This is a genomic window from Stenotrophomonas sp. S49 (genome assembly GCF_016624905.1).
GTDB lineage: Bacteria > Pseudomonadota > Gammaproteobacteria > Xanthomonadales > Xanthomonadaceae > Stenotrophomonas.
This window is the reverse complement of sequence record NZ_JACVUD010000043.1, coordinates 1-19,507: the sequence shown is the minus strand read 5'-3', so window position 1 is coordinate 19,507 and position 19,507 is coordinate 1. Positions and strand designations below refer to the sequence as shown.

Below are 19,507 nucleotides of genomic sequence, written 5' to 3'. Positions count from 1 at the left end.
TGTTAAAATCGCCCGTTCAACCCCTGCCAGCGCCGACGCCCGTGACCAACACCCCGTCTTCCGCCCCTTCCCCCCTCACCTACCGTGATGCGGGTGTCGACATCGACGCCGGCAACGAGCTGGTCGAGCGGATCAAGCCTTTGGTCAAGCGCAGCTTCCGCCCGGAAGTGATGGGCGGCCTGGGTGGCTTCGGCGCCCTGTTCGACCTGTCCAACAAGTACCGCGAACCGGTACTGGTGTCGGGCACCGACGGCGTGGGCACCAAGCTGAAGCTGGCCCACCAGCTGAACCGCCACGATACGATCGGCATCGACCTGGTGGCCATGTGCGTGAACGACGTGCTGGTGCAGGGCGCCGAACCGCTGTTCTTCCTGGACTATTTCGCCACCGGCAAGCTGGACATCGACACCGCTGCGGCGGTGGTGGGCGGCATTGCCAACGGCTGCACCGAGGCCGGCTGCGCCCTGATCGGCGGCGAAACCGCTGAAATGCCCGACATGTATGCCCCGGGCGAATACGATCTGGCCGGCTTCACCGTGGCCGCCGTGGAAAAGAGCGAACTGAAGGATGGCGCCAGCGTGGCCGCCGGCGACGTGCTGATCGGCATCGCCTCCTCCGGTCCGCACTCCAACGGTTACTCGCTGGTGCGCCGCATCTATGACCGCGCCGGCCAGCCGGCCGACCTGGTGCTGGAAGACGGGGTGAAGCTGGTCGATGCGCTGATGGCGCCGACCCGCCTGTACGTGAAGCCGATCCTGTCGCTGCTGAAATCGCACGGCGAGGCGATCCACGGCATGGCCCACATCACCGGTGGCGGCCTGACCGAGAACATCATCCGCGTGGTGCCCGAAGGCCTGGGCCTGGATATCCAGGCCTCGTCCTGGACCCTGCCGCCGGTGTTCCAGTGGCTGCAGAAGGAAGGCGCCGTGGTGGACAGCGAAATGTGGCGCACCTTCAACTGCGGCATCGGCTTCGTGCTGATCGTTGCCCCCGACCAGGTCGAGGCGGTATCGGCTGCCGTGCAGGCGCAGGGCCTGCAGCACTGGACCATCGGCCAGGTCACCCCCGCTGCCGGCGCAGAACGCGTCCGCATCGGCTGATCCGGCACAAAGGAGCCCGCATGGACGCATTGCCCCCTACCGCCAACGACCTGTCGCCACCGGCGCCCGCCCCCGCGGCGCCGGTGCTCACCGCCGAGGACAGCAACCACCTGCGGCTGCTGTCGATCTTCCACTACGTGGTGGCGGGGCTGGCGGCAGTGTTCGCGCTGATCTTCGTGTTCCACATCGTGATGGGCGTGCTGATGCTCAACGGCACCCTGCCGATGAACTCCAACGGCCAGCCCACCTCGTTGCAGGAACAGCGCTTCATGGGCTGGATGTTCATCGTCATGGGCGGCGGCATCGTGTCCTGCGGCCTGGCGCTGGCGGCGTGCATCGCCTGGGCCGGGCGCTGCCTGCAGCAGCGCCGCCGCTACCTGCTGTGCCTGGTCGTGGCCGGCGTGTCCTGTCTGTTCACCCCGTTCGGCACCGTGCTGGGCGTGTTCACCCTGATCGTGCTGCTGCGGCCGCAGGTGAAGGCCGCCTTCGAAGCCAACGCCCCCACCCGCCGCTGAGACCGCCATGGCCGCCGTACCGCCCCCGCTGAACGCTCCCCGTGGCTGGACCGACATCCAGATCAACGGCCACCTGCATACGCTGAAGATCCTGTTCTACGTCTATGGCGGCGTGCAGGTGCTGCTGTGCCTGCTGCTCCTGCTGGGCGCGGTGGGCGGCTACGTAAGCGAAAGCCGCAGCACCGACCCGAATGCCTCGCCGGCGCTGCTGGCGGTGGTGTTTGCCGGTTTCGCCGTGGTCATCGGCGCGTTCGCCGTGCTCAGCCTGGTGGCCGCGCGCGCACTGGGTGACCGGCAGCGGCGCACCCTCTGCCTGGTCGCATCCGGCGCCGCCTGCCTGGGCGGCGCGCTGGGCATCGGCCTGGGCGTGTACGCCCTGGTGGTGCTGCTGCGCCCGGACGTGTCTGCACGGTTCGCCGCCCCCGGTAGCGCCGTCGTCGCATGACCGCACGCATTGCCGTACTCGCCTCGGGCCGGGGCAGCAACCTGCAGGCCATCCTGGACGCCATCGCCGCGGGCCGGCTGGACGCGCAGGTGGTGGCGGTGCTGTCGGACAAGCCCGACGCGGCCGCGCTGCTGAACGTGGCGCCGGCGCAGCGCTGGGCGCGTTCGCCCAAGGACTTCACCGACCGCGCCGCGTTCGATGCCGCGCTGGGCGATGCCCTGGCCGCGTTCACGCCGGACTGGATCGTCTGCGCCGGCTACATGCGCATCCTTGGCGCCGATTTCGTACAGCGCTTCAGTGGCCGCCTGGTCAACATCCACCCCTCGCTGCTGCCGCTGTACAAGGGCCTGCACACCCATGCCCGCGCGCTGGAAGCGGGCGATGCCGAAGCCGGGGCCAGCGTGCACTTAGTGGTGCCCGAGCTGGACGCCGGCGCGGTGCTGGCCCAGGCACGGGTGCCGGTGCTGGCCGGCGATGACGCGCAGACCCTGGCCGCGCGGGTGCTGGCAGTGGAGCACCCGCTGCTGATCGCCACCCTGTCGCTGCTGTGCGATGGGCGCCTGGCTGAACGGCAGGGGCAGCCGCAGTTCGACGGTCACCCCCTGTTTAGCCCGCTGGCCCTAGATTCCGCCGGGAACCTGAACCGGTAACGCCCGTGCACACGCCCTGCTGACTGCGGGGCTGGCATCCTGCCCCCTCCCGCGGTTCCTGCCCGCCATGAAGACCACGCCGTTGTTGCGCAAATTCCTGCTGCTGCCGATTGCTGTGCTCGCCTGCGCGGCCTGGGGACAGGCCACGCCCCCGGATGCGCCTGCCGCCGTACCCGCCGCGCCGGCGGTGCCCATGCCGCCTGCACTGGCCTGGGAACCGCCGCCGCTGCAGCCGTTCAGCGCCACCTACCAGGCCTTCTACAAGGGCAAGGAGGCCGGCGATGCCACCATGCAGGTCACCCACACCGGCGGCAACCAGTGGCGGGTGGACATGCAGGTGGTCGGCCGACGCGGCTTTGCCAGCGTGCTGGGGCTGAACATCGAACAGAGCACCGTGTTCGAGGAACGCGCCGGCGCCTATGCACCGCTCAGCCAGAGCACGGTGCGCAAGGGCCTGTTCCTGGGCAAGAAGGCGGTGGGCACCTACAACTGGCAGGCCGGCACCGCGCAGTGGAGCGGCGATGTGAAGAAAGATCGCGCCCAGCCCATTCCGCTGCAGGCCGGTGACCAGAGTGCCCTGCTGATCAACCTGGCGATCATGCGTGACGCCCGCCCGGGCGCGACCATGCATTACCGCTATGTCGACATGGGCCGGGTACGCCAGCACGACTACCAGGCCGCCGCCGAAACCGAGAACGTGGCTGTCGGCGATCTGTCCTACAACGCGCTGCGGGTGTTCCGCACCAACGGCGGCAGCAACGAAACCATTCTCTGGATCGCCAACGGTGTCCCCACGCCGGTGCGCATCCTGCAACGCGAAGATGGCGAGGACCGCGTGGACCTGCGCCTGATCGAATACCAAGGAGTGTGAGCATGAAGACCCTGACCCGCCCCCTGACCTGGATCGCCGCGGCCGCGCTGTCCGTCGCCAGCCTGCCGGCCATGGCGCTGCAGCCCTTCAAGGCCGACTACCTGGCCAGCTACATGGGCATGCAGGCCAACGGCACCATGACCCTGGCCAGCGAAGGCGCCAACAAGTGGCGTTACAGCCTGAACGTGAAGAACCAGCTGGCCGACCTGAGCCAGAGCACGGTGTTCGAGGAAGTGCGCGGGCAGCTGCGTCCGCTCAGCAGCCAGGACCGTTCGGCGCTGCTGGTGAAGAAGCGCAACGTGCAGGCCAACTACAACTGGAGCAGCAACCAGGCCACCTGGACCGGCGATATCAAGCCCGACCGCGCCGGCCCCATCGCGCTGAAGGCCGGCGACATGGATGCACTGCTGATCAACCTGGCCATCGCCCGCGACCTGGCCGCCGGCAAGCCGCTGACCTACCGCATGGTGGACGAAGGCCGCATCAAGAACATGACCTACAAGATCGTGGGCAAGGAAGCGGTGACCGTGGGCGGCAAGAGCTACCAGGCCACCAAGGTCTCGCGCGTGGACGGCAACAAGGAACTGATCGCCTGGATCGTGCCGGAATTCCCGGTGCCGGCGCGCATGCTGCAGAAGGAAAGCGGCCGCGACGCGCTGGATCTGACCATCAAGGCGATGAATTGATCGGTAGCGCCGGGCCATGCCCGGCGGATTTTCGTTCCGCGCTACGCGTTCGCCGGGCACGGCTCGGCGCTACCGCAAAAAACGCCCGCTTGCGCGGGCGTTTTCTTATTTCTTTTCCTCGGCCGCGGCCGGCTTGAACTCGGTGCGGCAGTCCACGCGGATCTGCTCACCGGTGCCGCGCCAGACGAACGTGCGGCAGTGCCGGTTGCCGTCCTGGCTGTCATTCACCGCCACCGCGTAGAACGACTGGATGATCTCGTCACGGGTCACCGTGCCGTCACCGTTCCAGTCCATGTCCTTCTGCTCGATGCCCTTGGTGATGGCCAGGTTGGCGTACCAGGCATAGCCCAGCCACGCCAGCGCCAGCAGCACCAGGGCCAGCAGCGCCTTGCGGCGGCGGGTGAACCTGCCGCGCAGGATCATGCGGTCACGCGCCGGATGGTGGCGCCCAGCGAAGACAGCTTCTCTTCGATGTTTTCGTAGCCGCGGTCCAGGTGGTAGATGCGGTCGATGGTGGTATCGCCATCGGCCATCAGGCCGGCCAGGATCAGCGACGCCGATGCACGCAGGTCAGTGGCCATCACCGGCGCACCGCTCAGGCGCTCGGCACCGCGCACGATGGCGGTGTGGCCTTCAATCTGGATGTCCGCGCCCAGGCGCAGCAGTTCGTTGACGTGCATGAAACGGTTTTCGAAGATCGTTTCATTGATCACGCCCACACCGTCGGCCACGCAGTTCAAGGCCATGAACTGGGCCTGCATGTCGGTCGGGAACGCCGGGTACGGCGCGGTGGTCAGGTTCACTGCCTTCGGCCGCTTGCCCTGCATGTCCAGGGTGATCGAATCCTCAGTGGTCTCGATCTTGGCACCGGCTTCCACCAGCTTGGACAGCACCGCATCCATGGTGTTCGGGCGCGCACGGTTCACCGTCACCTTGCCACCGGTCATCGCCGCGGCCACCAGGAAGGTGCCGGTCTCGATGCGGTCGGGCAGCACTTCATGGCGGCCACCGGTCAGGCGCTCGACGCCTTCGATCACCAGGCGGGCGGTGCCCACGCCTTCGATCTTCGCGCCCAGCGCGATCAGGCAGTGCGCCAGATCGGTCACTTCCGGTTCCATCGCGGCGTTGTCCAGGATGGTGGTGCCTTCAGCCAGCACGGCCGCCATCAGCACGTTCTCGGTGCCGGTCACGCTGACCATGTCGAAGGTGAAATGGCCGCCCTTCAGGCGCTTTGCGGTGGCCTTGATGAAGCCGTTTTCCACCACGATGTCCGCACCCAGCGCCTGCAGGCCCTTGATGTGCTGGTCCACCGGGCGCGAACCGATCGCGCAGCCACCCGGCAGCGACACTTCGGCGGCGCCGAAGCGGGCCAGCAGCGGGCCCAGCACCAGGATCGAGGCGCGCATGGTCTTGACCAGCTCATACGGTGCCACGTGCTGGTTCACCGAACGCGGGTCGACCACGATCGCGCTGCCGCGCGACAGCGTGCCCTGGTCGATGGTGACCTTGGCGCCCAGCTCGCCCAGCAGCTTCACCGTGGTGACCACATCGTGCAGGTGCGGCACGTTGGTGATCTCCACCGGCTCGTCGGCCAGCAGGGTTGCACAGAGGATGGGGAGGACGGCGTTCTTGGCGCCGGAGATGCTCACTTCACCGTGCAGCGCAGCGCCGCCGGTCACAACGATCTTGGCCATGTATAGGGAATCTTCTGCGGTTCAGCCGGCTTCGGCCGGGGTCACGGTTTTCAGCGCCAGCGCGTGGATCGCGCCGCCCATCAGGTCGCCCAGGGTGGCATAGACCATCCGGTGGCGGGCCAGCGGCATCTTGCCGGCGAAGGCCTCGCTGACCACGGTCGCTTCGAAGTGCACGCCGTCGTCGCCACGCACGTCGGCGCGGGCGCCGGGCAGGCCGGTTTCGATCAGGTTGCGGATGGTGTCGGCGTCCAACGGGCTTTCCTAATAAAATGAGCCCTCATTCTACTTCCGCTGCGTGGCGTCCGCATGGCCGAGTCCCCCCTGCCCTCCCGTTCCGTCGATCCCGCTGCCCTGGTGGCCAGTGGCCAGCGCGTGTTCGAGATCGAACAGCAGGCCCTGCAGGCCGTGGCCGGGCGCCTGGGCGAGGCCTTCCAGCAGGCCTGCCAGACCATCCTGGGCAGCCGCGGGCGCGTGGTCGCCACCGGCATGGGCAAGTCCGGGCATATCGCCCGCAAGATCGCCGCCACCCTGGCCTCCACCGGCACCCCGGCGTTCTACGTGCACCCGGGTGAAGCCGGCCACGGCGACCTGGGCATGATCACCGAGGACGATGTGGTGCTGGCCCTGTCCTATTCAGGCGAATCGGACGAGATCCTGATGCTGCTGCCGGTGCTCAAGCGCCAGGGCAACACCTTGATCGCCATGACCGGCCGCGCCCAGTCCAGCCTGGCCAGCGCCGCCGACATCCACCTGGACGTGAGCGTGCCGGCCGAAGCCTGCCCGCTGGCCCTGGCGCCCACCTCCAGCACCACCGCCTCGCTGGTGATGGGCGATGCGCTGGCGGTGGCGCTGCTTGACGCGCGCGGCTTCACCGCCGACGACTTCGCCCGTTCGCACCCGGCCGGCAGCCTGGGCCGCCGCCTGCTGCTGCACATCACCGATGTGATGCACAGCGGCGAGGACCTGCCCAAGGTGGACGCCGGCGCCAGCCTGAGCGAAGCCCTGATGGAGATGAGTCGCAAGCGGCTGGGGATGACCGCCGTGGTCGATGCCCAGGGCGTGCTGATCGGCCTGTTCACCGACGGCGACCTGCGCCGCGCTCTGGACAGCGCGCTGGACGTGCGCACCGCCCGCATCGCCGACGTCATGACCCGCAGCCCGCGCACCATCGGTGCCGACCAGCTGGCCGTGGAAGCGGCGCGCCTGATGGAAACCCACAAGATCAACGGCCTGATCGTGGTCGATGAGCAGGGCCGGGCCGTCGGTGCGCTGAACATTCATGACCTGTTGCGGGCCCGGGTGGTTTAACCAATAGTCCGTAGACCCCATTCAGATACCAACACCGAGTCCGACACCCTGATGCCCTGGTCCCCCCTGCCCGCCTTCCCCGCCCATCTGCTTGCCACCGCGGCCCGCATCCGCCTGGCCTGCTTCGACGTGGACGGTACCCTCACCGACGGTCGGCTGTACTACGACAAGGACGGCAACGAGAGCAAGGCGTACTTCGTGCAGGATGGTCTGGGCCTGAAACTGCTGCAGCAGCACGGTATCCACCCCGTGCTCATCACCGCGCGCAACAGCCAGTCCGCGCTCAAGCGCGGCGCCGACCTGGGCATCGATACCCAGATCGCCGTGGGCGACAAGCTGGCCAGCGTGCACGCCTTGTGCGCCCAGCATGGCATCGGCCTGGACCAGGTGGCCTTCATGGGCGACGACCTGCCCGACCTGGCCCCGATCGGCGCAGTCGGCCTGGCCGTGGCCCCGGCCAACGCGCACCCGTGGATCGCCGAACGCGCCCACTGGCAGACCCGCAGCGAGGGCGGCCGTGGTGCCGCGCGCGAGCTGTGCGATGTGCTGCTGGCGGCTCAGGGCCATGTGGACGCCGTGCTGGCAAGGTTCGGCGCATGAATACCGCACGCGTGAACTGGCGTACCGTGCTTGGCGTCGGCCTGCTGCTGGCCGCGCTGCTGAGCAGCTGGGCCGCCCTGCGCAACCGCGACAAGGGCCCGGTGAGCGAAGGCCAGGACGCGGGCGTGGATTACATCCTGCACGATTTCCAGATCGTGGCCCTGGACGACCAGGGCAAGGAATCGACCACCCTGCGCGCGCCCCTGCTGGAACGCCAGCGTGGCGACCAGACCATCAACATCGCCACGCCGCTGTTTGAAATGCCCGATGCCGAGGGCCGGCACTGGACGCTGCGCGCCGAAACCGGCTGGCTCAGCGCCAAGGGCGATGAGATGAAGCTGCGCGGCAACGTGGCCGGCGACAGCCCGGTCGCGCCCGGCGTGGTGCCCACCACCTTCCGCACCGACCATCTGGACGTGTTCCCGAAAGAGAACCGTGCGCGCACCGACGCGCTGGTCACCATGACCCGCCCGGGCATGGAACAGTCCGGCGTGGGCTTTGAAGTGGATTCGAAGAACAACACGTATCATTTCCTCAGCCAGTCCAAGGGCCGCTACACGCCCAAGCGCTGATTCCGCCGCCGGCCCGCGACGTCTTCCCGACAGGCGCAGCGCCAGCAGCACCCACCCGGCCGCCCGGTTACCCCCGGGCGCCTCCCACCGGTAGAACGGACCCCGATGAAGATTCCCTTTGCAGCCGTGCTCGCGCTTGGTCTTCTTGTCCCCAGCGCCGCCTTCGCCAAATCCAGCGACCGCAACGAAGACATGCACATCGACGCTGGTGCGCAGTCCGGTTCGCTGACCGGCGACGGCAAGACCACCCTGTCGCAGGGCGTGGTGATCACCCAGGGCACCCTGGACCTGCGTTCGGCCCAGGCCGAGATCTACATGAAGGACGGCGAAGCGGTCCGCGCCGTGTTCACCGGCAAGCAGGCCAAGATGAAGCAGCAGCTGGATGACGGCACCTGGGTCGATGCGGTGGCCGACAACATCGACTACGACGTCAAGAGCGATACCGTCACTTTGACCGGCAACTACAAGGTCACCAGCGCGCGCGGCACCAATGCCGGCCAGCGCATGGTCTACAACATGAAGAGCGGCGAGATGAATTCCGGCGGCGACGGCAGCCGCGTACGCACGGTCATTCCGCCCAAGAACAAGACGCCGGCCGCGCCGGCCGGGAGCAAGAAGTAATGCTCGTCGCCAAGGGCCTGCGCAAGCGCTACAAGCAGCGCGAAGTGGTCAAGGATTTCGGCCTGACCCTGGACGCCGGTGAAGTGGTGGGCCTGCTCGGCCCCAACGGCGCCGGCAAGACCACCTGCTTCTACATGATCGTGGGCCTGGTCGCGGCCGATGCCGGCAGCATCGTGCTGGACGGCCAGGACATCACCGACGACCCCATGTATACCCGTGCCAAGCAGGGCGTGGGCTACCTGCCGCAGGAACCGTCGGTGTTCCGCAAGCTGACCGTGGCCGACAACCTGCGCCTGGTGCTGGAGCTGCGCGACGATCTGGATTCGGCCGGCCGCGAGCGCGAACTGAACAGCCTGCTGGACGAACTGCAGCTGGGCCATGTATCCGAACAGCTGGGCGCCAGCCTGTCCGGCGGCGAGCGCCGCCGCTGCGAGATCGCCCGCGCGCTGGCCGCCAAGCCGCGCCTGATCCTGCTGGATGAACCGTTCGCCGGCGTCGACCCGATCTCGGTGGGCGAAATCCAGCGCATCGTCACCCACCTGAAGCAGCGTGGCATCGGCGTACTCATCACCGACCACAATGTGCGCGAAACCTTGGGAATCTGCGACCGCGCGTATATCCTCGCAGAGGGCACCGTGCTGGCCCAGGGTTCGCCCGAGGCGATCCTGGACAACGCAGACGTGCGTCGCGTCTACCTTGGAGATTCCTTCAAGCTGTAAGGCGGCCGCCGGGCCCACTCCCCTCCGTTCGGCACAGGCATGAAGACTCGGCTGCAGACATCGTTGGGACAGCACCTGGTGCTGACACCGCAGCTGCAGCAGGCGATCAAGCTGCTGCAGATGTCCAGCACCGAGCTGGAGCTGGAAATCGCCCAGGCGGTGGAAAGCAACCCGTTGCTGGACTGGGCCGAAGGCGATGATGCGGCCGCAGGCGGCGAACAGGATGGCGGCGCCGACAACGACGCGCCGCCCACTGCCGATGCCAGCGAGAACGGCGGCGACGACTGGGCGCCGGCGGAACTGGACTGGAGCAGCGCCGGCAGCAGCGGCAGCTTCGACGACGATGACGACACCGGCAGCGCCGCAGAGCGCGTGGCCGAGACCGAAACGCTGGCCGACCACCTGCTGTGGCAACTGCATCTTTCGCACCTGTCGCTGCGCGATCGCAGCATCGGCGCGGCCCTGATCGATGCGCTGGAAGACGATGGCTACCTGCGCGAACCGCTGGCCACCATCGCCGAAACCCTGTTGCCGGCCATCCATGCCGGCGAAGACGAAATCCTCACCGTGCTGCACCAGATCCAGCGCTTCGATCCGGTGGGCGTGGCCGCACGTTCGCTGGGCGAATGCCTGCAGCTGCAGCTTGCGGTGCTGCCGGCCGACACGCCCGGCCAGGCGCTGGCCCGGCAGATTGCCGCCGGCCCGCTGGAACGGCTGCCGCGCAGCGGCGTGGCCGGCATCGCGCAGGAACTGAAACAACCGCTGGCCGAGGTCGAGACCGCCGTGGCCCTGCTGCGCTCGCTCGACCCGCGACCCGGCACGCAGATCGCCCCGCTTTCGCAGGACACCTACGTGGTGCCCGATGTGGTGGTGTGGCGGCAGGGCGGTGTGTGGCGCGCGGCGCTGGCCGCCCATGCCGGGCCCAAGGTGATGATCCACCGCGGCTACGAACAGATGATCCGTCGCTGCGGCGATGCCGATGCCGGCTACCTGCGCAGCCAACTGCAGGAAGCGCGCTGGTTGTTGAAGGGCCTGCAGGCCCGCGGCGAAACCCTGGTGCGCGTGGTGCGCTGCCTGATCCAGCAGCAGGCCGGCTTCCTTGAGTTCGGCGAACAGGCCCTGCGGCCGCTGACCCTGCGCGAGATCGCCGGCGAACTCGGCCTGCACGAATCCACCGTCTCGCGTGCCATCGCCCGCAAGCACGTGCGCACGCCGCGCGGCACCCTGCCGCTGCGTGCCTTCTTTGCCTCCGGCATCGACACCGACGGCGGTGGCGAAGCGTCCAGCACCGCCATCCAGGCCATGATCCGGCGCCTGATCGATGACGAGAACCCGCGCAAGCCGCTTTCTGACGCCAAGCTGGCTGACCTGTTGAAAACGTCGGGAATCCCGGTAGCGCGCCGCACCGTTGCGAAGTATCGTGAGGCCATGAACATCTCCGCCTCGCACGAAAGGGTCAGAATCGCTTGACGCGCCGCCGCGCCCGGCGGAGAGGTTCATTGGCACATCCGAACACAGGAGAAACCCGATGCGCATCGAAACGTTTGGCAAAGATGTCGAAGTCACCCCGGCCCTGCAGTCCTATGTGGAGGACAAGCTGGCCCGGATCGGCAAGCACTTCGACCAGCACTGCGAAGCGCGGGTAACCCTCAAGCTGCAGAAGACCGAACACCACGTCGACGCCAGCCTCAATATTCCCGGCCAGACCCTGCATGCTGAGGCCAACGGCCAGACCATGTACGCCGCGATCGATCTGCTGGCGGACAAGCTTGACCGCCTGGTGATCAAGCACAAGGAGAAAAAACAGCAGCACGCACCGCTGCCGGTGGGCGACAATGGCGGCTGATCGCCACCGTTCCCCGCAGACATGCCCCTGACTGACCTTCTGGCGGCCGTGCAGACCCAGCTCTGCACGGCCACCGACCGCGACAGCGTTCTGCAGACCGCCGCCGGCCTGCTGGCCTGCCGCCAGGCCAATGCCGAGCAGATCTACCAGAACCTGTGCCAGCGTGAAGCGCTGGGCAGCACCTGCATCGGCGAGGGCATCGCCATTCCGCACGGGCGCGCGCCCGCGCTGGACCGGCCCCGCGGCGCCCTGCTGCGGCTGGCCACCCCCATCGATTTTGGCGGCGACGCCCCGGTGGACCTGGTGTTCGCCATGGCCGTGCCCGCCCACTACACCCACCAGCACCTGATGCTGCTGTCCGAACTGGCCGAACTGTTCTCTTCGCCGGCCATCCGCCAGGCCCTGCGCGAGGCCGGCGACGCGCGCAGCCTGCGCCAGGCCCTGGACCTTCCCCCTTCGGCGAGCGCCGCATGAATACCAGCATCACCGCACGTGAACTGTTCGAACAGCAGCGCGAGCGGCTGGCGCTGCGCTGGGTTGCCGGCCAGTCCGGCGAAAAGCGAGAACTGGAAGCCGGCAACACGGTGTCCCGGCGCCCCTCGCTGGCCGGTTACCTCAATGCGATATACCCGAACAAGGTGCAGATCCTGGGCACCGAGGAACTGTCCTGGCTGGACGCGCTGGAACCGCGGCAGCGCTGGGAAACGATCGAAAAAATCATGCATTCGCACCCGCTGGCGCTGGTCATCACCCGCAACCAGCCCTGCCCGGAAGACCTGCGCGCGGCCGCCGATGAATCCGGCACCCCGCTGTGGGTGTCGCCCAAGCGCGGCCATGAACTGCTGAACCACCTGTCCTACCACCTGGCACGCACGCTGGCACCGCGGGTGATCCTGCACGGCGTGTTCATGGAAATCTATTCGATCGGCGTGCTGATCACCGGCGAGGCCGGGTCGGGCAAGAGTGAACTGGCGCTGGAACTGCTCAGCCGTGGCCACCGCCTGGTGGCCGACGATGCCCCCGAGTTCACCCAGATCGCCCCGGACGTGCTCGATGGCACCTGCCCCGAGCTGCTGCAGGACCTGCTGGAAGTACGCGGCCTGGGCGTGCTGAACGTGCGCGAGATGTTCGGTGATACGGCGGTAAAGAAGAACAAGTACCTTCGCCTGATCGTGCACCTGACCAAGCCGATGACCGAGCCCACCCCGCATGGCTACGAACGCCTGACCGGCGATTCCGGTACCCGCCATGTGCTGGACCTGGACGTGCCGCTGATCACCCTGCCGGTGATGCCCGGCCGCAATCTGTCAGTGCTGACCGAGGCGGCCACCCGGCTGCACATTCTACGTACCAAGGGTATCGACCCGGCGGCGATGTTCATCGCCCGCCACAGCAACCTGCTGGAACGGCGAACACCCTGAGCCCACTGCAAAGAGCCTGTCCATGAGCACCGCCTCCCCCACCGCCCCGACCCTGATCATCGTCAGCGGCCTGTCCGGCTCGGGTAAATCCGTCGCCCTGAAGACCTTCGAAGACCAGGACTACTACTGTTCGGACAACCTGCCGATCCGGCTGCTGCCGGATTTCGTGCGCAGCGTGCTGGACAACCACGACGGCGCAGCGCCGCGGCGGCTGGCGGTCGGCATCGACGTGCGCGGGCAGAACGACCTGAGCCAGCTGTCCGATTGGCGCCAGCAGGCCACCGACGCGGGCGTGCAGGTGAAGGTGCTGTTCTTCGAGGCCAGCGACGAAACCATGCTCAAGCGCTACGCCGACACGCGCCGGCGCCATCCGCTGAGCCAGCTGGGCCTGTCACTGCCGGAAGCGATCGCCCGCGAGCGCGAACTGGTGGCGCCGCTGCGCCGCGAGGCCGATGCTGTGGTCGATACCAGCGCCCTGAACGTGCACCAGCTGCGCCGCCGCATCATCACCGAATTCGCGCTGGGCCATGCCACGCGCCTGTCGCTGCTGTTCGAATCGTTCGCCTACAAGCGCGGCGTGCCGGCCGAGGCCGACTTCGTGTTCGATGCGCGCGTGCTGCCCAACCCGCACTGGGACCCGGACCTGCGCGCCCTGAGCGGCCGCGAACCGGACGTGCGCGATTACCTGGAAGCGCAGCCGGACGTGCAGCGCTACCTGACCCAGCTGATGGATTTCCTGGACACCTGGCTGCCGAAGCTGGGCGATGGCACGCGCAGCTACGTGACCGTGGCCTTCGGCTGCACCGGCGGCAAGCACCGCTCGGTGTTCCTGGCCGAGCGCATGGCCCGGCACGCCCGCGAAATGGGCTGGGATGACGTGGCGACTTATCACCGCGAACAGGATTGACGAGGCGGCCAGCCCCTGTAGCGTCGAGCCATGCTCGACGAATGCTGTGGGTAGGTGTCGACCTTGGTCGACACTCCTGCGCTGTTGGTAGGTGTCGACCTTGGTCGACACGATGGGGGCAGGGCCCTTTTCCCGTGGAAAAGGGATCCGACCCCGGCAACACTGAATACGGGACACAGTGCCCCTCTCCTGCTGCTATCGCCCGTTCACCCTGACCTGTTAACGTGCAGTAATGACCTGTGGCATTCTCCTCGTAACACACCCCGGGGTCGGGACCGCCCTGCTTGACGTGGCGACCCGGCTCCTGCGGCAATTGCCGCTGAAAACCGAAGCTTTCGAAGTACCGTTCGACGCAGACCTGGATGCCCTTCTCCCGCTTGCCTCGGCTGCCTTGCGCCGGGTCGATGGTGGTGAAGGCGTGCTGATCCTGACCGACCTGTACGGCGCCAGCCCTGCCAACCTTGCCGGGCAGCTGGCCCGGCTGGGAACCCCGGTTCGCCGGGTGTCGGCGCTGAGCCTGCCGATGTTGCTGCGGGTGATGAATTATCCGGAACAGGCACTGGATCAACTGCCCGCCACTGCGGCGGCGGGCACCCGCAATGGAGCGATAGTCGACGATGCTTGAACGAGAACTCACAGTCAGCAACCGCCTGGGCCTGCATGCCCGGGCCACCGCCAAGCTGGTGCAGACCCTGGCGCCCTTCCGCTGCAACGTGACCATGGCCGCCAAGGGCCGTGAGATCAACGCCAAGAGCATCATGGGCGTCATGCTGCTGGCCGCCGGCCAGGGCACGCCCGTCACCATCCGCATCACCGGCGAAGACGAGGCGGCTGCCATGGACGCGGTGGTTGACCTGTTCGAGCGCCGCTTCGACGAGGACAGCTGAGCGTGCCGCGCGCACGTGCCGGGCAACTGCCTTCCGGCCAACGGCCGGTGCAGCTGTTGTCCGGCCACGGCGCCGCACGGGGTACCGCGCTGGGCCGCGCGCGCGTGCGCCTGCCGCATGCGCTGGAAATCGCCGAACAGCGCGTGGCGCCGCAGCAGGTGCAGGCCGAGCTGACCCGCCTGCACCGCGCGGTGGAAGCGGCCCGTACCGAGATGCACGACCTGCGCCAGCGCCTGCACGGCGCGCTGAACCAGGAAGTGGGCGAATTCCTGGACCTGCATGCCCTGCTGCTGGATGACCCGGAGCTGCTGTTCGGGCTGGACGAACTGATCCGCAGCGGCCCCTACAGCGCCGGCTACGCACTGCGCCTGCAGCGCGACCGCCTGGCCAAGGTCTTCGATGGCATGGACGATGCCTACCTGAAGAGCCGCATGGACGACCTGGACCATGTGATCGGCCGCATCCACGCCTTCCTGCAACCCGACCGCGCGCCGGTGGTGAAAGGCCTGGCCGGGGAAATCCTGGTCTGCGACAACATCGCACCGTCCGAACTGGCCCAGCTGCAGGCCCAGGGCGTGGTCGGCATTGTCACCGCCGCTGGCAGCGCGCTGTCGCACAGCGCGATCCTGGCCCGCAGCCTGCACCTGCCGCTGATCGTGAACGTGCCGCAGGTGCTGGGCCGGGTGGCCGACGGCGATGTGCTGATCATCGACGGCGCCGACGGCAGCATCACTGTGAACCCTCAGGCCGACAACCTGCGCGATTACCGCGTACGGCTGAAGGAACACGCGCGCGAACAGCGCGAACTCGGCCGCCTGCGCAGCAAGCCCAGCCGCACCCGCGACCAGGTCGATATCGCCCTGCTGGCCAATGCCGAATCGCTGGAAGACGTGACCCAGGCACACGCGCTCGGCGCGCAGGGCCTGGGCCTGTACCGCACCGAATTCCTGTTCCTGCAGCGCAACGAACTGCCCGACGAAGAAGAACAGTTCCAGACCTACCGCGATGCCGCCCTGGGCATGAGCGGGCGTCCGGTCACCATCCGCACCCTGGACCTGGGCGCGGACAAGGCCGACCGTACCGGCCTGACCCTCAGCAACGAAGAGAACCCAGCGCTGGGCCTGCGCGGCGTGCGCCTGTCGCTGGCGCGGCCGAAGGTATCCGACACCCAGCTGCGCGCGATCCTGCGCGCCTCGGCCTACGGCAAGCTGCGCGTGCTGGTGCCCATGGTCAGCACCCGCGAGGAACTGCTGGCGGTGCGCCGGCGCCTGCTGAAGCTGGCCGAACAACTGCGCGCCGAAGGCCATGCGGTGGCCGACCATGTGCCATTGGGGGCGATGATCGAAGTGCCGGCCGCCGCACTGGCGCTGGAAAGCTTCATCGACCTGGTGGATTTCCTGTCGATCGGCACCAACGATCTGGTCCAGTACCTGCTGGCCGCCGACCGCAACAACGAAGCGCTGGGCGAGTTGTACTCGCCGCTGCATCCGGCGGTGGTACGCCTGCTGCAGCTGGTGATCGACACCGGCGCACGCCATCGCATTCCGGTGGCGGTGTGCGGCGAGATCGCCGGCGACGCACGCATGACGCCGCTGCTGCTGGCACTGGGCCTGACCGAGTTCAGCCTGCACCCCGGCACCCTGCTGGAAGTCCGCCGTGCGATCCGCGAAAGCGACCTGGCCACCCTGCGCGCACGCGCACCGAAGCTGCTGGCCGCGCGCGATCGCCGCGGCATCGAACGCTGGCTGGCCCTGGTGGCCGAGACACCCTGACTGCCGCGCTACGCGCTCGCCGGGCGCGGCCCGGCGCTACCACCACAATGCGTCCCCGGTAGCGCCGGGCCATGCCCGGCGGCTATGCGTTGCAACATCGGCTTGCGATAATGACGTGCTGAACACCCCTGTTGCCGCATCCTTGCCGGGATCGCGGCTTTTCTCTTCCCGCGGGAGCTGCGATGGCCGAAGCTGTACGCCACGACAAGACTGCGCGCCAACTGCGCCTGTTGTCCGATGCGCTGGACAGCGGCCGGCTGGGGCCGGTGCGCCGCCTGGTCAACACCCTGGCGCCGGCCGAGATCGGCAACCTGCTGGAATCGCTGCCGCCGGGCAAGCGCGAAGTGGTGTGGGGCCTGGTCGACCCGGAAGACGACGGCGAGGTGCTGGTCCACGTCGGTGAGGAAGTGCGCGAGAGCCTGCTCGCGGACATGGACCCGGACGAAATCATCGCCGCGGTCGAAGACCTGGACATCGACGATCTGGCCGACCTGGTCGAGGATCTGCCCGATACGGTCATCGACGAAGTGCTCAAGTCGATGGACCGCGAGAACCGCGAGCGCCTGGAACAGGTGCTGTCCTACCCCGAGGACAGCGCCGGCCGCCTGATGAACCCGGACGTGGTGACCGTGCGCGCCGACGTCAACGTGGACGTGGTGCTGCGCTACCTGCGCCTGCGCGGCGAACTGCCCGACCACACCGACCATCTGTTCGTGGTCAGCCGCCGCCACCAGTACCTGGGCCGCGTCTCGCTGGCCGCGCTGGTCACCCACGAAGACACCACCCCGATCAACCGCCTGATCGATGACGAACAGCCGGCCATCGATGTTGGTGAAAGCGACCAGGAAGTGGCGCGGCAGTTCTCCGACCATGACTGGGTCTCCGCGCCCGTGGTGGACGACAACAACATCCTGCTCGGCCGCATCACCATCGATGACGTGGTGGACATCATCCGTTCGCAGGCCGAGCACCAGGCGCTGGGCGCCGCCGGTCTGGACGAGGAAGAGGATCTGTTCTCGCCCATCAAGCGTGCCGTGCGCGGCCGCGTGGTCTGGCTGGGCATCAACCTGTGCACGGCCTTCCTGGCTGCCAGCGTGATCGGCCAGTTCGAACTGACCCTGCAGAAGGTCGTGGCGCTGGCCGTGCTGATGCCGATCGTGGCCGGCGTGGGCGGCAATGCCGCCGTGCAGGTACTGACCCTGATGGTGCGCGGCATCGCCCTGGGCCAGGTGGGCCAGAGCAACGCCCGCATCCTGCTGTGGAAGGAAGCGCGCGTTGCGTTGATCAACGGCACCCTGATCGGCCTGCTGGTCGGCGTCATCGCCTTCCTGTGGTTCCACAGCCTGCTGCTGTCGCTGGTGATCACCCTGGCGTTGATCATCAACTTCCTGGCCGCCGCACTGGCCGGGGTGCTGCTGCCGCTGCTGCTCAAGCGCATGAACGTCGACCCGGCCGTGGCCGGCACCGTGGTGGTGACCGCGGTGACCGACGTGATGGGCTTCTTCAGCTTCCTCGGCCTGGCCACCCTCATCCTGCTGCACTGACCCGCACAAGGGGTCAGATCCCTGCGCAGCAGGGCTCTGACCCCAGCGGCATGACCTTCCGGACGCCTGCATGGCCACCACGATCGACAACTACTTCCAGCCCGGCTGGCGCGAACAGATGCACACCTGCGCAGCATGCGAGTGGAAAGGCAGCTCGCGCGCGATGGTGATGGAGCTGGACGAAGACGCGACCGAGTACGACTGCCCGGTGTGCGAAAACCCGTTGCTGGTGGTAATGCACCCCGACTTGGCGCAGGTCCAGGCCGCGGCCGCGGCCGGCAATGCCGAAGCGCAGGAACAACTGGCCATCATCGCCAGCGCGCCGCGCCCGCAGTGATGCGCTGCACGATGCCCGGCGCTGGGCGTCCGATTACCATGAAAACGCTTCCAAACCTTGGGGAAACGTTATGGCTCGTCCGTTCCTGCGCTGGCTGCCGCTGCTGGCCGTACTGATGCTGGGCGCCTGCGCCAGCACGCCGGACAGCGCGCGCGGGCATTTTGAATCGCGCGCGGTGAAGGTGGACGGGCAGACCGCCTACTACCAGGTGTTCATTCCCGCCGACAGCGCGCGCGCCGCCGGTCCGCTGCCGGTGGTGCTGTTCCTGCACGGCTCGGGCGAGCGCGGCGGCGACGGGGTGAAGCCGACCCACGCCGGGCTGGGCCCGCATCTGCGCCGCCATGCGGCGGATTTCCCGGCGCTGGCCGTGTTCCCGCAGGTGCCCGGCGACCAGGAATGGAGCGGCCACAACAACCGCGTAGCGATCGCCGCACTGGATGCGACCGTGGCCGAGTTCGGCGCCGATCCCGCGCGCCAGTACCTCACCGGCATGTCGATGGGCGGCTACGGCAGCTGGAACATCGCCCTGGACGACCCGCAGCGCTTCGCCGCCATCGTGCCGGTGTGCGGCGCCGTGCTGGCCCCACGCGCGGTGCGCCCGACTCTGTTCGTCGAACAGGTCGCGCACGAAGCCGATCCCTACGCGGCCATCGCCCAGCGCCTGCAGCGCACCCCGATCTGGATCTTCCACGGCGCGCTGGACGATGTAGTGCCCCCGGCCGATGACCGCAGACTGCACGCCGCCTTCCAGGCCGCCGGCGCGCGCGACGTGCGCTACACCGAATACCCCGACGGCAACCACAACGCCTGGGACGCCACCTACGCCGACCCCGCCATGTGGGCCTGGCTGTTCGCGCAGAAGCGCTGACGCCCCGGTAGGTGCCAACCTTGGTTGGCACCCGCACCGCTCCGGTAGGTGCCAACCTTGATTGGCACCCGCACCGCTCCGGTAGGTGCCAACCTTGGTTGGCACTCGCACCGCTCCGGTAGGTGCCAACCTTGGTTGGCACCC

At 67.9% G+C, this 19,507-nt stretch carries 25 protein-coding genes; 22 read left to right on the top strand and 3 right to left on the bottom strand.

Translation table 11 applies throughout. The features are described from left to right. Nucleotides 1-41: 41 nt before the first annotated feature. From purM to IAE58_RS10985, 6 genes are all read left to right on the top strand, one after another. Nucleotides 42-1,100, top strand: coding sequence for a phosphoribosylformylglycinamidine cyclo-ligase (gene purM, locus IAE58_RS11010; protein WP_199933707.1), 1,059 nt, complete (start codon nt 42-44; stop codon nt 1,098-1,100). Between the two features lie 20 nt (nt 1,101-1,120). Continuing rightward, nucleotides 1,121-1,615 carry a hypothetical protein gene (locus IAE58_RS11005; protein WP_199933708.1) on the top strand — a complete coding sequence of 165 codons (495 nt, stop codon included), beginning with the start codon at nt 1,121-1,123 and terminating at the stop codon, nt 1,613-1,615. 7 nt (nt 1,616-1,622) lie between these two features. After that, the gene (locus tag IAE58_RS11000) at nt 1,623-2,060 is read left to right on the top strand and encodes a hypothetical protein (protein ID WP_108771246.1); all 438 of its coding nucleotides are present in this window, start codon (nt 1,623-1,625) and stop codon (nt 2,058-2,060) included. Then, nucleotides 2,057-2,710 carry a phosphoribosylglycinamide formyltransferase gene (gene purN / locus IAE58_RS10995; protein ID WP_199933709.1) on the top strand — a complete coding sequence of 218 codons (654 nt, stop codon included), beginning with the start codon at nt 2,057-2,059 and terminating at the stop codon, nt 2,708-2,710. The genes IAE58_RS11000 and purN overlap by 4 nt, the downstream gene beginning before the upstream one ends. A gap of 67 nt (nt 2,711-2,777) precedes the next feature. Further along, nucleotides 2,778-3,581, top strand: coding sequence for a DUF3108 domain-containing protein (locus tag IAE58_RS10990; RefSeq protein WP_108752383.1), 804 nt, complete (start codon nt 2,778-2,780; stop codon nt 3,579-3,581). Between the two features lie 2 nt (nt 3,582-3,583). After that, on the top strand, nt 3,584-4,267 hold the full coding sequence (locus IAE58_RS10985) for a DUF3108 domain-containing protein (RefSeq protein WP_108748812.1): 684 nt from the start codon (nt 3,584-3,586) through the stop codon (nt 4,265-4,267). Nucleotides 4,268-4,372: 105 nt separating this feature from the next. On the opposite strand, the gene IAE58_RS10980 is transcribed toward IAE58_RS10985, so the two are convergent. The 3 genes from IAE58_RS10980 to IAE58_RS10970 are packed head-to-tail and all read right to left on the bottom strand — an operon-like array spanning nt 4,373 to nt 6,213. Further along, nucleotides 4,373-4,690 (bottom strand): hypothetical protein, encoded by a 318-nt coding sequence (locus tag IAE58_RS10980; RefSeq protein WP_108748811.1) that lies wholly within the window; start codon nt 4,688-4,690, stop codon nt 4,373-4,375. Continuing rightward, nucleotides 4,687-5,961 carry a UDP-N-acetylglucosamine 1-carboxyvinyltransferase gene (murA, locus tag IAE58_RS10975; RefSeq protein WP_108755588.1) on the bottom strand — a complete coding sequence of 425 codons (1,275 nt, stop codon included), beginning with the start codon at nt 5,959-5,961 and terminating at the stop codon, nt 4,687-4,689. Before murA ends, IAE58_RS10980 begins: the two co-directional genes overlap by 4 nt. Nucleotides 5,962-5,982: 21 nt before the next feature. Next, nucleotides 5,983-6,213 carry a BolA family protein gene (locus IAE58_RS10970; protein ID WP_108748809.1) on the bottom strand — a complete coding sequence of 77 codons (231 nt, stop codon included), beginning with the start codon at nt 6,211-6,213 and terminating at the stop codon, nt 5,983-5,985. A gap of 54 nt (nt 6,214-6,267) precedes the next feature. Here IAE58_RS10970 and IAE58_RS10965 point away from each other — a divergent pair, with 54 nt between their 5' ends. The 16 genes from IAE58_RS10965 to IAE58_RS10890 all read left to right on the top strand — a co-directional run bounded on the left by IAE58_RS10965 (nt 6,268) and on the right by IAE58_RS10890 (nt 19,363). After that, nucleotides 6,268-7,269, top strand: a complete 1,002-nt coding sequence (locus IAE58_RS10965) for a KpsF/GutQ family sugar-phosphate isomerase (RefSeq protein ID WP_199933710.1) — start codon at nt 6,268-6,270, stop codon at nt 7,267-7,269. 51 nt (nt 7,270-7,320) lie between these two features. Further along, entirely contained in the window at nt 7,321-7,869 is a 549-nt protein-coding gene (locus IAE58_RS10960) for an HAD hydrolase family protein (protein WP_199933711.1), read from the top strand. Further along, nucleotides 7,866-8,441 (top strand): LPS export ABC transporter periplasmic protein LptC, encoded by a 576-nt coding sequence (lptC, locus tag IAE58_RS10955; RefSeq protein WP_108755586.1) that lies wholly within the window; start codon nt 7,866-7,868, stop codon nt 8,439-8,441. Before IAE58_RS10960 ends, lptC begins: the two co-directional genes overlap by 4 nt. 105 nt (nt 8,442-8,546) lie before the next feature. Next, nucleotides 8,547-9,062 (top strand): lipopolysaccharide transport periplasmic protein LptA, encoded by a 516-nt coding sequence (gene lptA, locus IAE58_RS10950; RefSeq protein WP_108748805.1) that lies wholly within the window; start codon nt 8,547-8,549, stop codon nt 9,060-9,062. Then, on the top strand, nt 9,062-9,781 hold the full coding sequence (lptB, locus tag IAE58_RS10945) for an LPS export ABC transporter ATP-binding protein (protein WP_108748804.1): 720 nt from the start codon (nt 9,062-9,064) through the stop codon (nt 9,779-9,781). Before lptA ends, lptB begins: the two co-directional genes overlap by 1 nt. 39 nt (nt 9,782-9,820) lie before the next feature. Then, the gene (locus IAE58_RS10940; RefSeq protein WP_199933712.1) at nt 9,821-11,251 is read left to right on the top strand and encodes an RNA polymerase factor sigma-54; all 1,431 of its coding nucleotides are present in this window, start codon (nt 9,821-9,823) and stop codon (nt 11,249-11,251) included. Between the two features lie 58 nt (nt 11,252-11,309). Then, nucleotides 11,310-11,627 carry a ribosome-associated translation inhibitor RaiA gene (raiA, locus tag IAE58_RS10935; RefSeq protein ID WP_108748802.1) on the top strand — a complete coding sequence of 106 codons (318 nt, stop codon included), beginning with the start codon at nt 11,310-11,312 and terminating at the stop codon, nt 11,625-11,627. A gap of 21 nt (nt 11,628-11,648) precedes the next feature. After that, nucleotides 11,649-12,101: a PTS sugar transporter subunit IIA gene (locus IAE58_RS10930; protein WP_164274235.1), complete on the top strand. Its 453-nt coding sequence runs from the start codon at nt 11,649-11,651 to the stop codon at nt 12,099-12,101. Beyond that, the gene (gene hprK, locus IAE58_RS10925; protein WP_108748800.1) at nt 12,098-13,048 is read left to right on the top strand and encodes an HPr(Ser) kinase/phosphatase; all 951 of its coding nucleotides are present in this window, start codon (nt 12,098-12,100) and stop codon (nt 13,046-13,048) included. The genes IAE58_RS10930 and hprK overlap by 4 nt, the downstream gene beginning before the upstream one ends. A gap of 22 nt (nt 13,049-13,070) precedes the next feature. Continuing rightward, a complete protein-coding gene (gene rapZ, locus IAE58_RS10920; RefSeq protein WP_199933713.1) occupies nt 13,071-13,955 on the top strand; it encodes an RNase adapter RapZ in 885 nt (294 codons plus the stop codon). 232 nt (nt 13,956-14,187) lie between these two features. Then, nucleotides 14,188-14,580, top strand: a complete 393-nt coding sequence (locus tag IAE58_RS10915) for a PTS fructose IIA subunit family protein (RefSeq protein WP_108748799.1) — start codon at nt 14,188-14,190, stop codon at nt 14,578-14,580. Continuing rightward, complete coding sequence (locus IAE58_RS10910) at nt 14,573-14,842, top strand: HPr family phosphocarrier protein (RefSeq protein ID WP_108748798.1); 270 nt, start codon at nt 14,573-14,575, stop codon at nt 14,840-14,842. Before IAE58_RS10915 ends, IAE58_RS10910 begins: the two co-directional genes overlap by 8 nt. Nucleotides 14,843-14,844: 2 nt before the next feature. Beyond that, nucleotides 14,845-16,614 (top strand): phosphoenolpyruvate--protein phosphotransferase, encoded by a 1,770-nt coding sequence (gene ptsP, locus IAE58_RS10905; protein WP_199933714.1) that lies wholly within the window; start codon nt 14,845-14,847, stop codon nt 16,612-16,614. Between the two features lie 182 nt (nt 16,615-16,796). Further along, the gene (mgtE, locus tag IAE58_RS10900; RefSeq protein WP_108748796.1) at nt 16,797-18,158 is read left to right on the top strand and encodes a magnesium transporter; all 1,362 of its coding nucleotides are present in this window, start codon (nt 16,797-16,799) and stop codon (nt 18,156-18,158) included. 70 nt (nt 18,159-18,228) lie between these two features. Continuing rightward, a complete protein-coding gene (locus tag IAE58_RS10895; RefSeq protein WP_108748795.1) occupies nt 18,229-18,495 on the top strand; it encodes a hypothetical protein in 267 nt (88 codons plus the stop codon). Between the two features lie 70 nt (nt 18,496-18,565). After that, on the top strand, nt 18,566-19,363 hold the full coding sequence (locus tag IAE58_RS10890) for a prolyl oligopeptidase family serine peptidase (RefSeq protein ID WP_108761407.1): 798 nt from the start codon (nt 18,566-18,568) through the stop codon (nt 19,361-19,363). Nucleotides 19,364-19,507 lie beyond the last annotated feature (144 nt).

Coding starts and splice junctions, on each gene's coding strand:
- IAE58_RS11005 (WP_199933708.1), top strand. CDS start 1,121: ATGGACGCATTGCCCCCTACCGCCAACGACCTGTCGCCACCGGCGCCC.
- IAE58_RS11000 (WP_108771246.1), top strand. CDS start 1,623: ATGGCCGCCGTACCGCCCCCGCTGAACGCTCCCCGTGGCTGGACCGAC.
- purN (WP_199933709.1), top strand. CDS start 2,057: ATGACCGCACGCATTGCCGTACTCGCCTCGGGCCGGGGCAGCAACCTG.
- IAE58_RS10990 (WP_108752383.1), top strand. CDS start 2,778: ATGAAGACCACGCCGTTGTTGCGCAAATTCCTGCTGCTGCCGATTGCT.
- IAE58_RS10985 (WP_108748812.1), top strand. CDS start 3,584: ATGAAGACCCTGACCCGCCCCCTGACCTGGATCGCCGCGGCCGCGCTG.
- IAE58_RS10980 (WP_108748811.1), bottom strand. CDS start 4,690: ATGATCCTGCGCGGCAGGTTCACCCGCCGCCGCAAGGCGCTGCTGGCC.
- murA (WP_108755588.1), bottom strand. CDS start 5,961: ATGGCCAAGATCGTTGTGACCGGCGGCGCTGCGCTGCACGGTGAAGTG.
- IAE58_RS10965 (WP_199933710.1), top strand. CDS start 6,268: ATGGCCGAGTCCCCCCTGCCCTCCCGTTCCGTCGATCCCGCTGCCCTG.
- IAE58_RS10960 (WP_199933711.1), top strand. CDS start 7,321: ATGCCCTGGTCCCCCCTGCCCGCCTTCCCCGCCCATCTGCTTGCCACC.
- lptC (WP_108755586.1), top strand. CDS start 7,866: ATGAATACCGCACGCGTGAACTGGCGTACCGTGCTTGGCGTCGGCCTG.
- lptA (WP_108748805.1), top strand. CDS start 8,547: ATGAAGATTCCCTTTGCAGCCGTGCTCGCGCTTGGTCTTCTTGTCCCC.
- lptB (WP_108748804.1), top strand. CDS start 9,062: ATGCTCGTCGCCAAGGGCCTGCGCAAGCGCTACAAGCAGCGCGAAGTG.
- IAE58_RS10940 (WP_199933712.1), top strand. CDS start 9,821: ATGAAGACTCGGCTGCAGACATCGTTGGGACAGCACCTGGTGCTGACA.
- raiA (WP_108748802.1), top strand. CDS start 11,310: ATGCGCATCGAAACGTTTGGCAAAGATGTCGAAGTCACCCCGGCCCTG.
- IAE58_RS10930 (WP_164274235.1), top strand. CDS start 11,649: ATGCCCCTGACTGACCTTCTGGCGGCCGTGCAGACCCAGCTCTGCACG.
- hprK (WP_108748800.1), top strand. CDS start 12,098: ATGAATACCAGCATCACCGCACGTGAACTGTTCGAACAGCAGCGCGAG.
- rapZ (WP_199933713.1), top strand. CDS start 13,071: ATGAGCACCGCCTCCCCCACCGCCCCGACCCTGATCATCGTCAGCGGC.
- IAE58_RS10915 (WP_108748799.1), top strand. CDS start 14,188: ATGACCTGTGGCATTCTCCTCGTAACACACCCCGGGGTCGGGACCGCC.
- IAE58_RS10910 (WP_108748798.1), top strand. CDS start 14,573: ATGCTTGAACGAGAACTCACAGTCAGCAACCGCCTGGGCCTGCATGCC.
- mgtE (WP_108748796.1), top strand. CDS start 16,797: ATGGCCGAAGCTGTACGCCACGACAAGACTGCGCGCCAACTGCGCCTG.
- IAE58_RS10895 (WP_108748795.1), top strand. CDS start 18,229: ATGGCCACCACGATCGACAACTACTTCCAGCCCGGCTGGCGCGAACAG.
- IAE58_RS10890 (WP_108761407.1), top strand. CDS start 18,566: ATGGCTCGTCCGTTCCTGCGCTGGCTGCCGCTGCTGGCCGTACTGATG.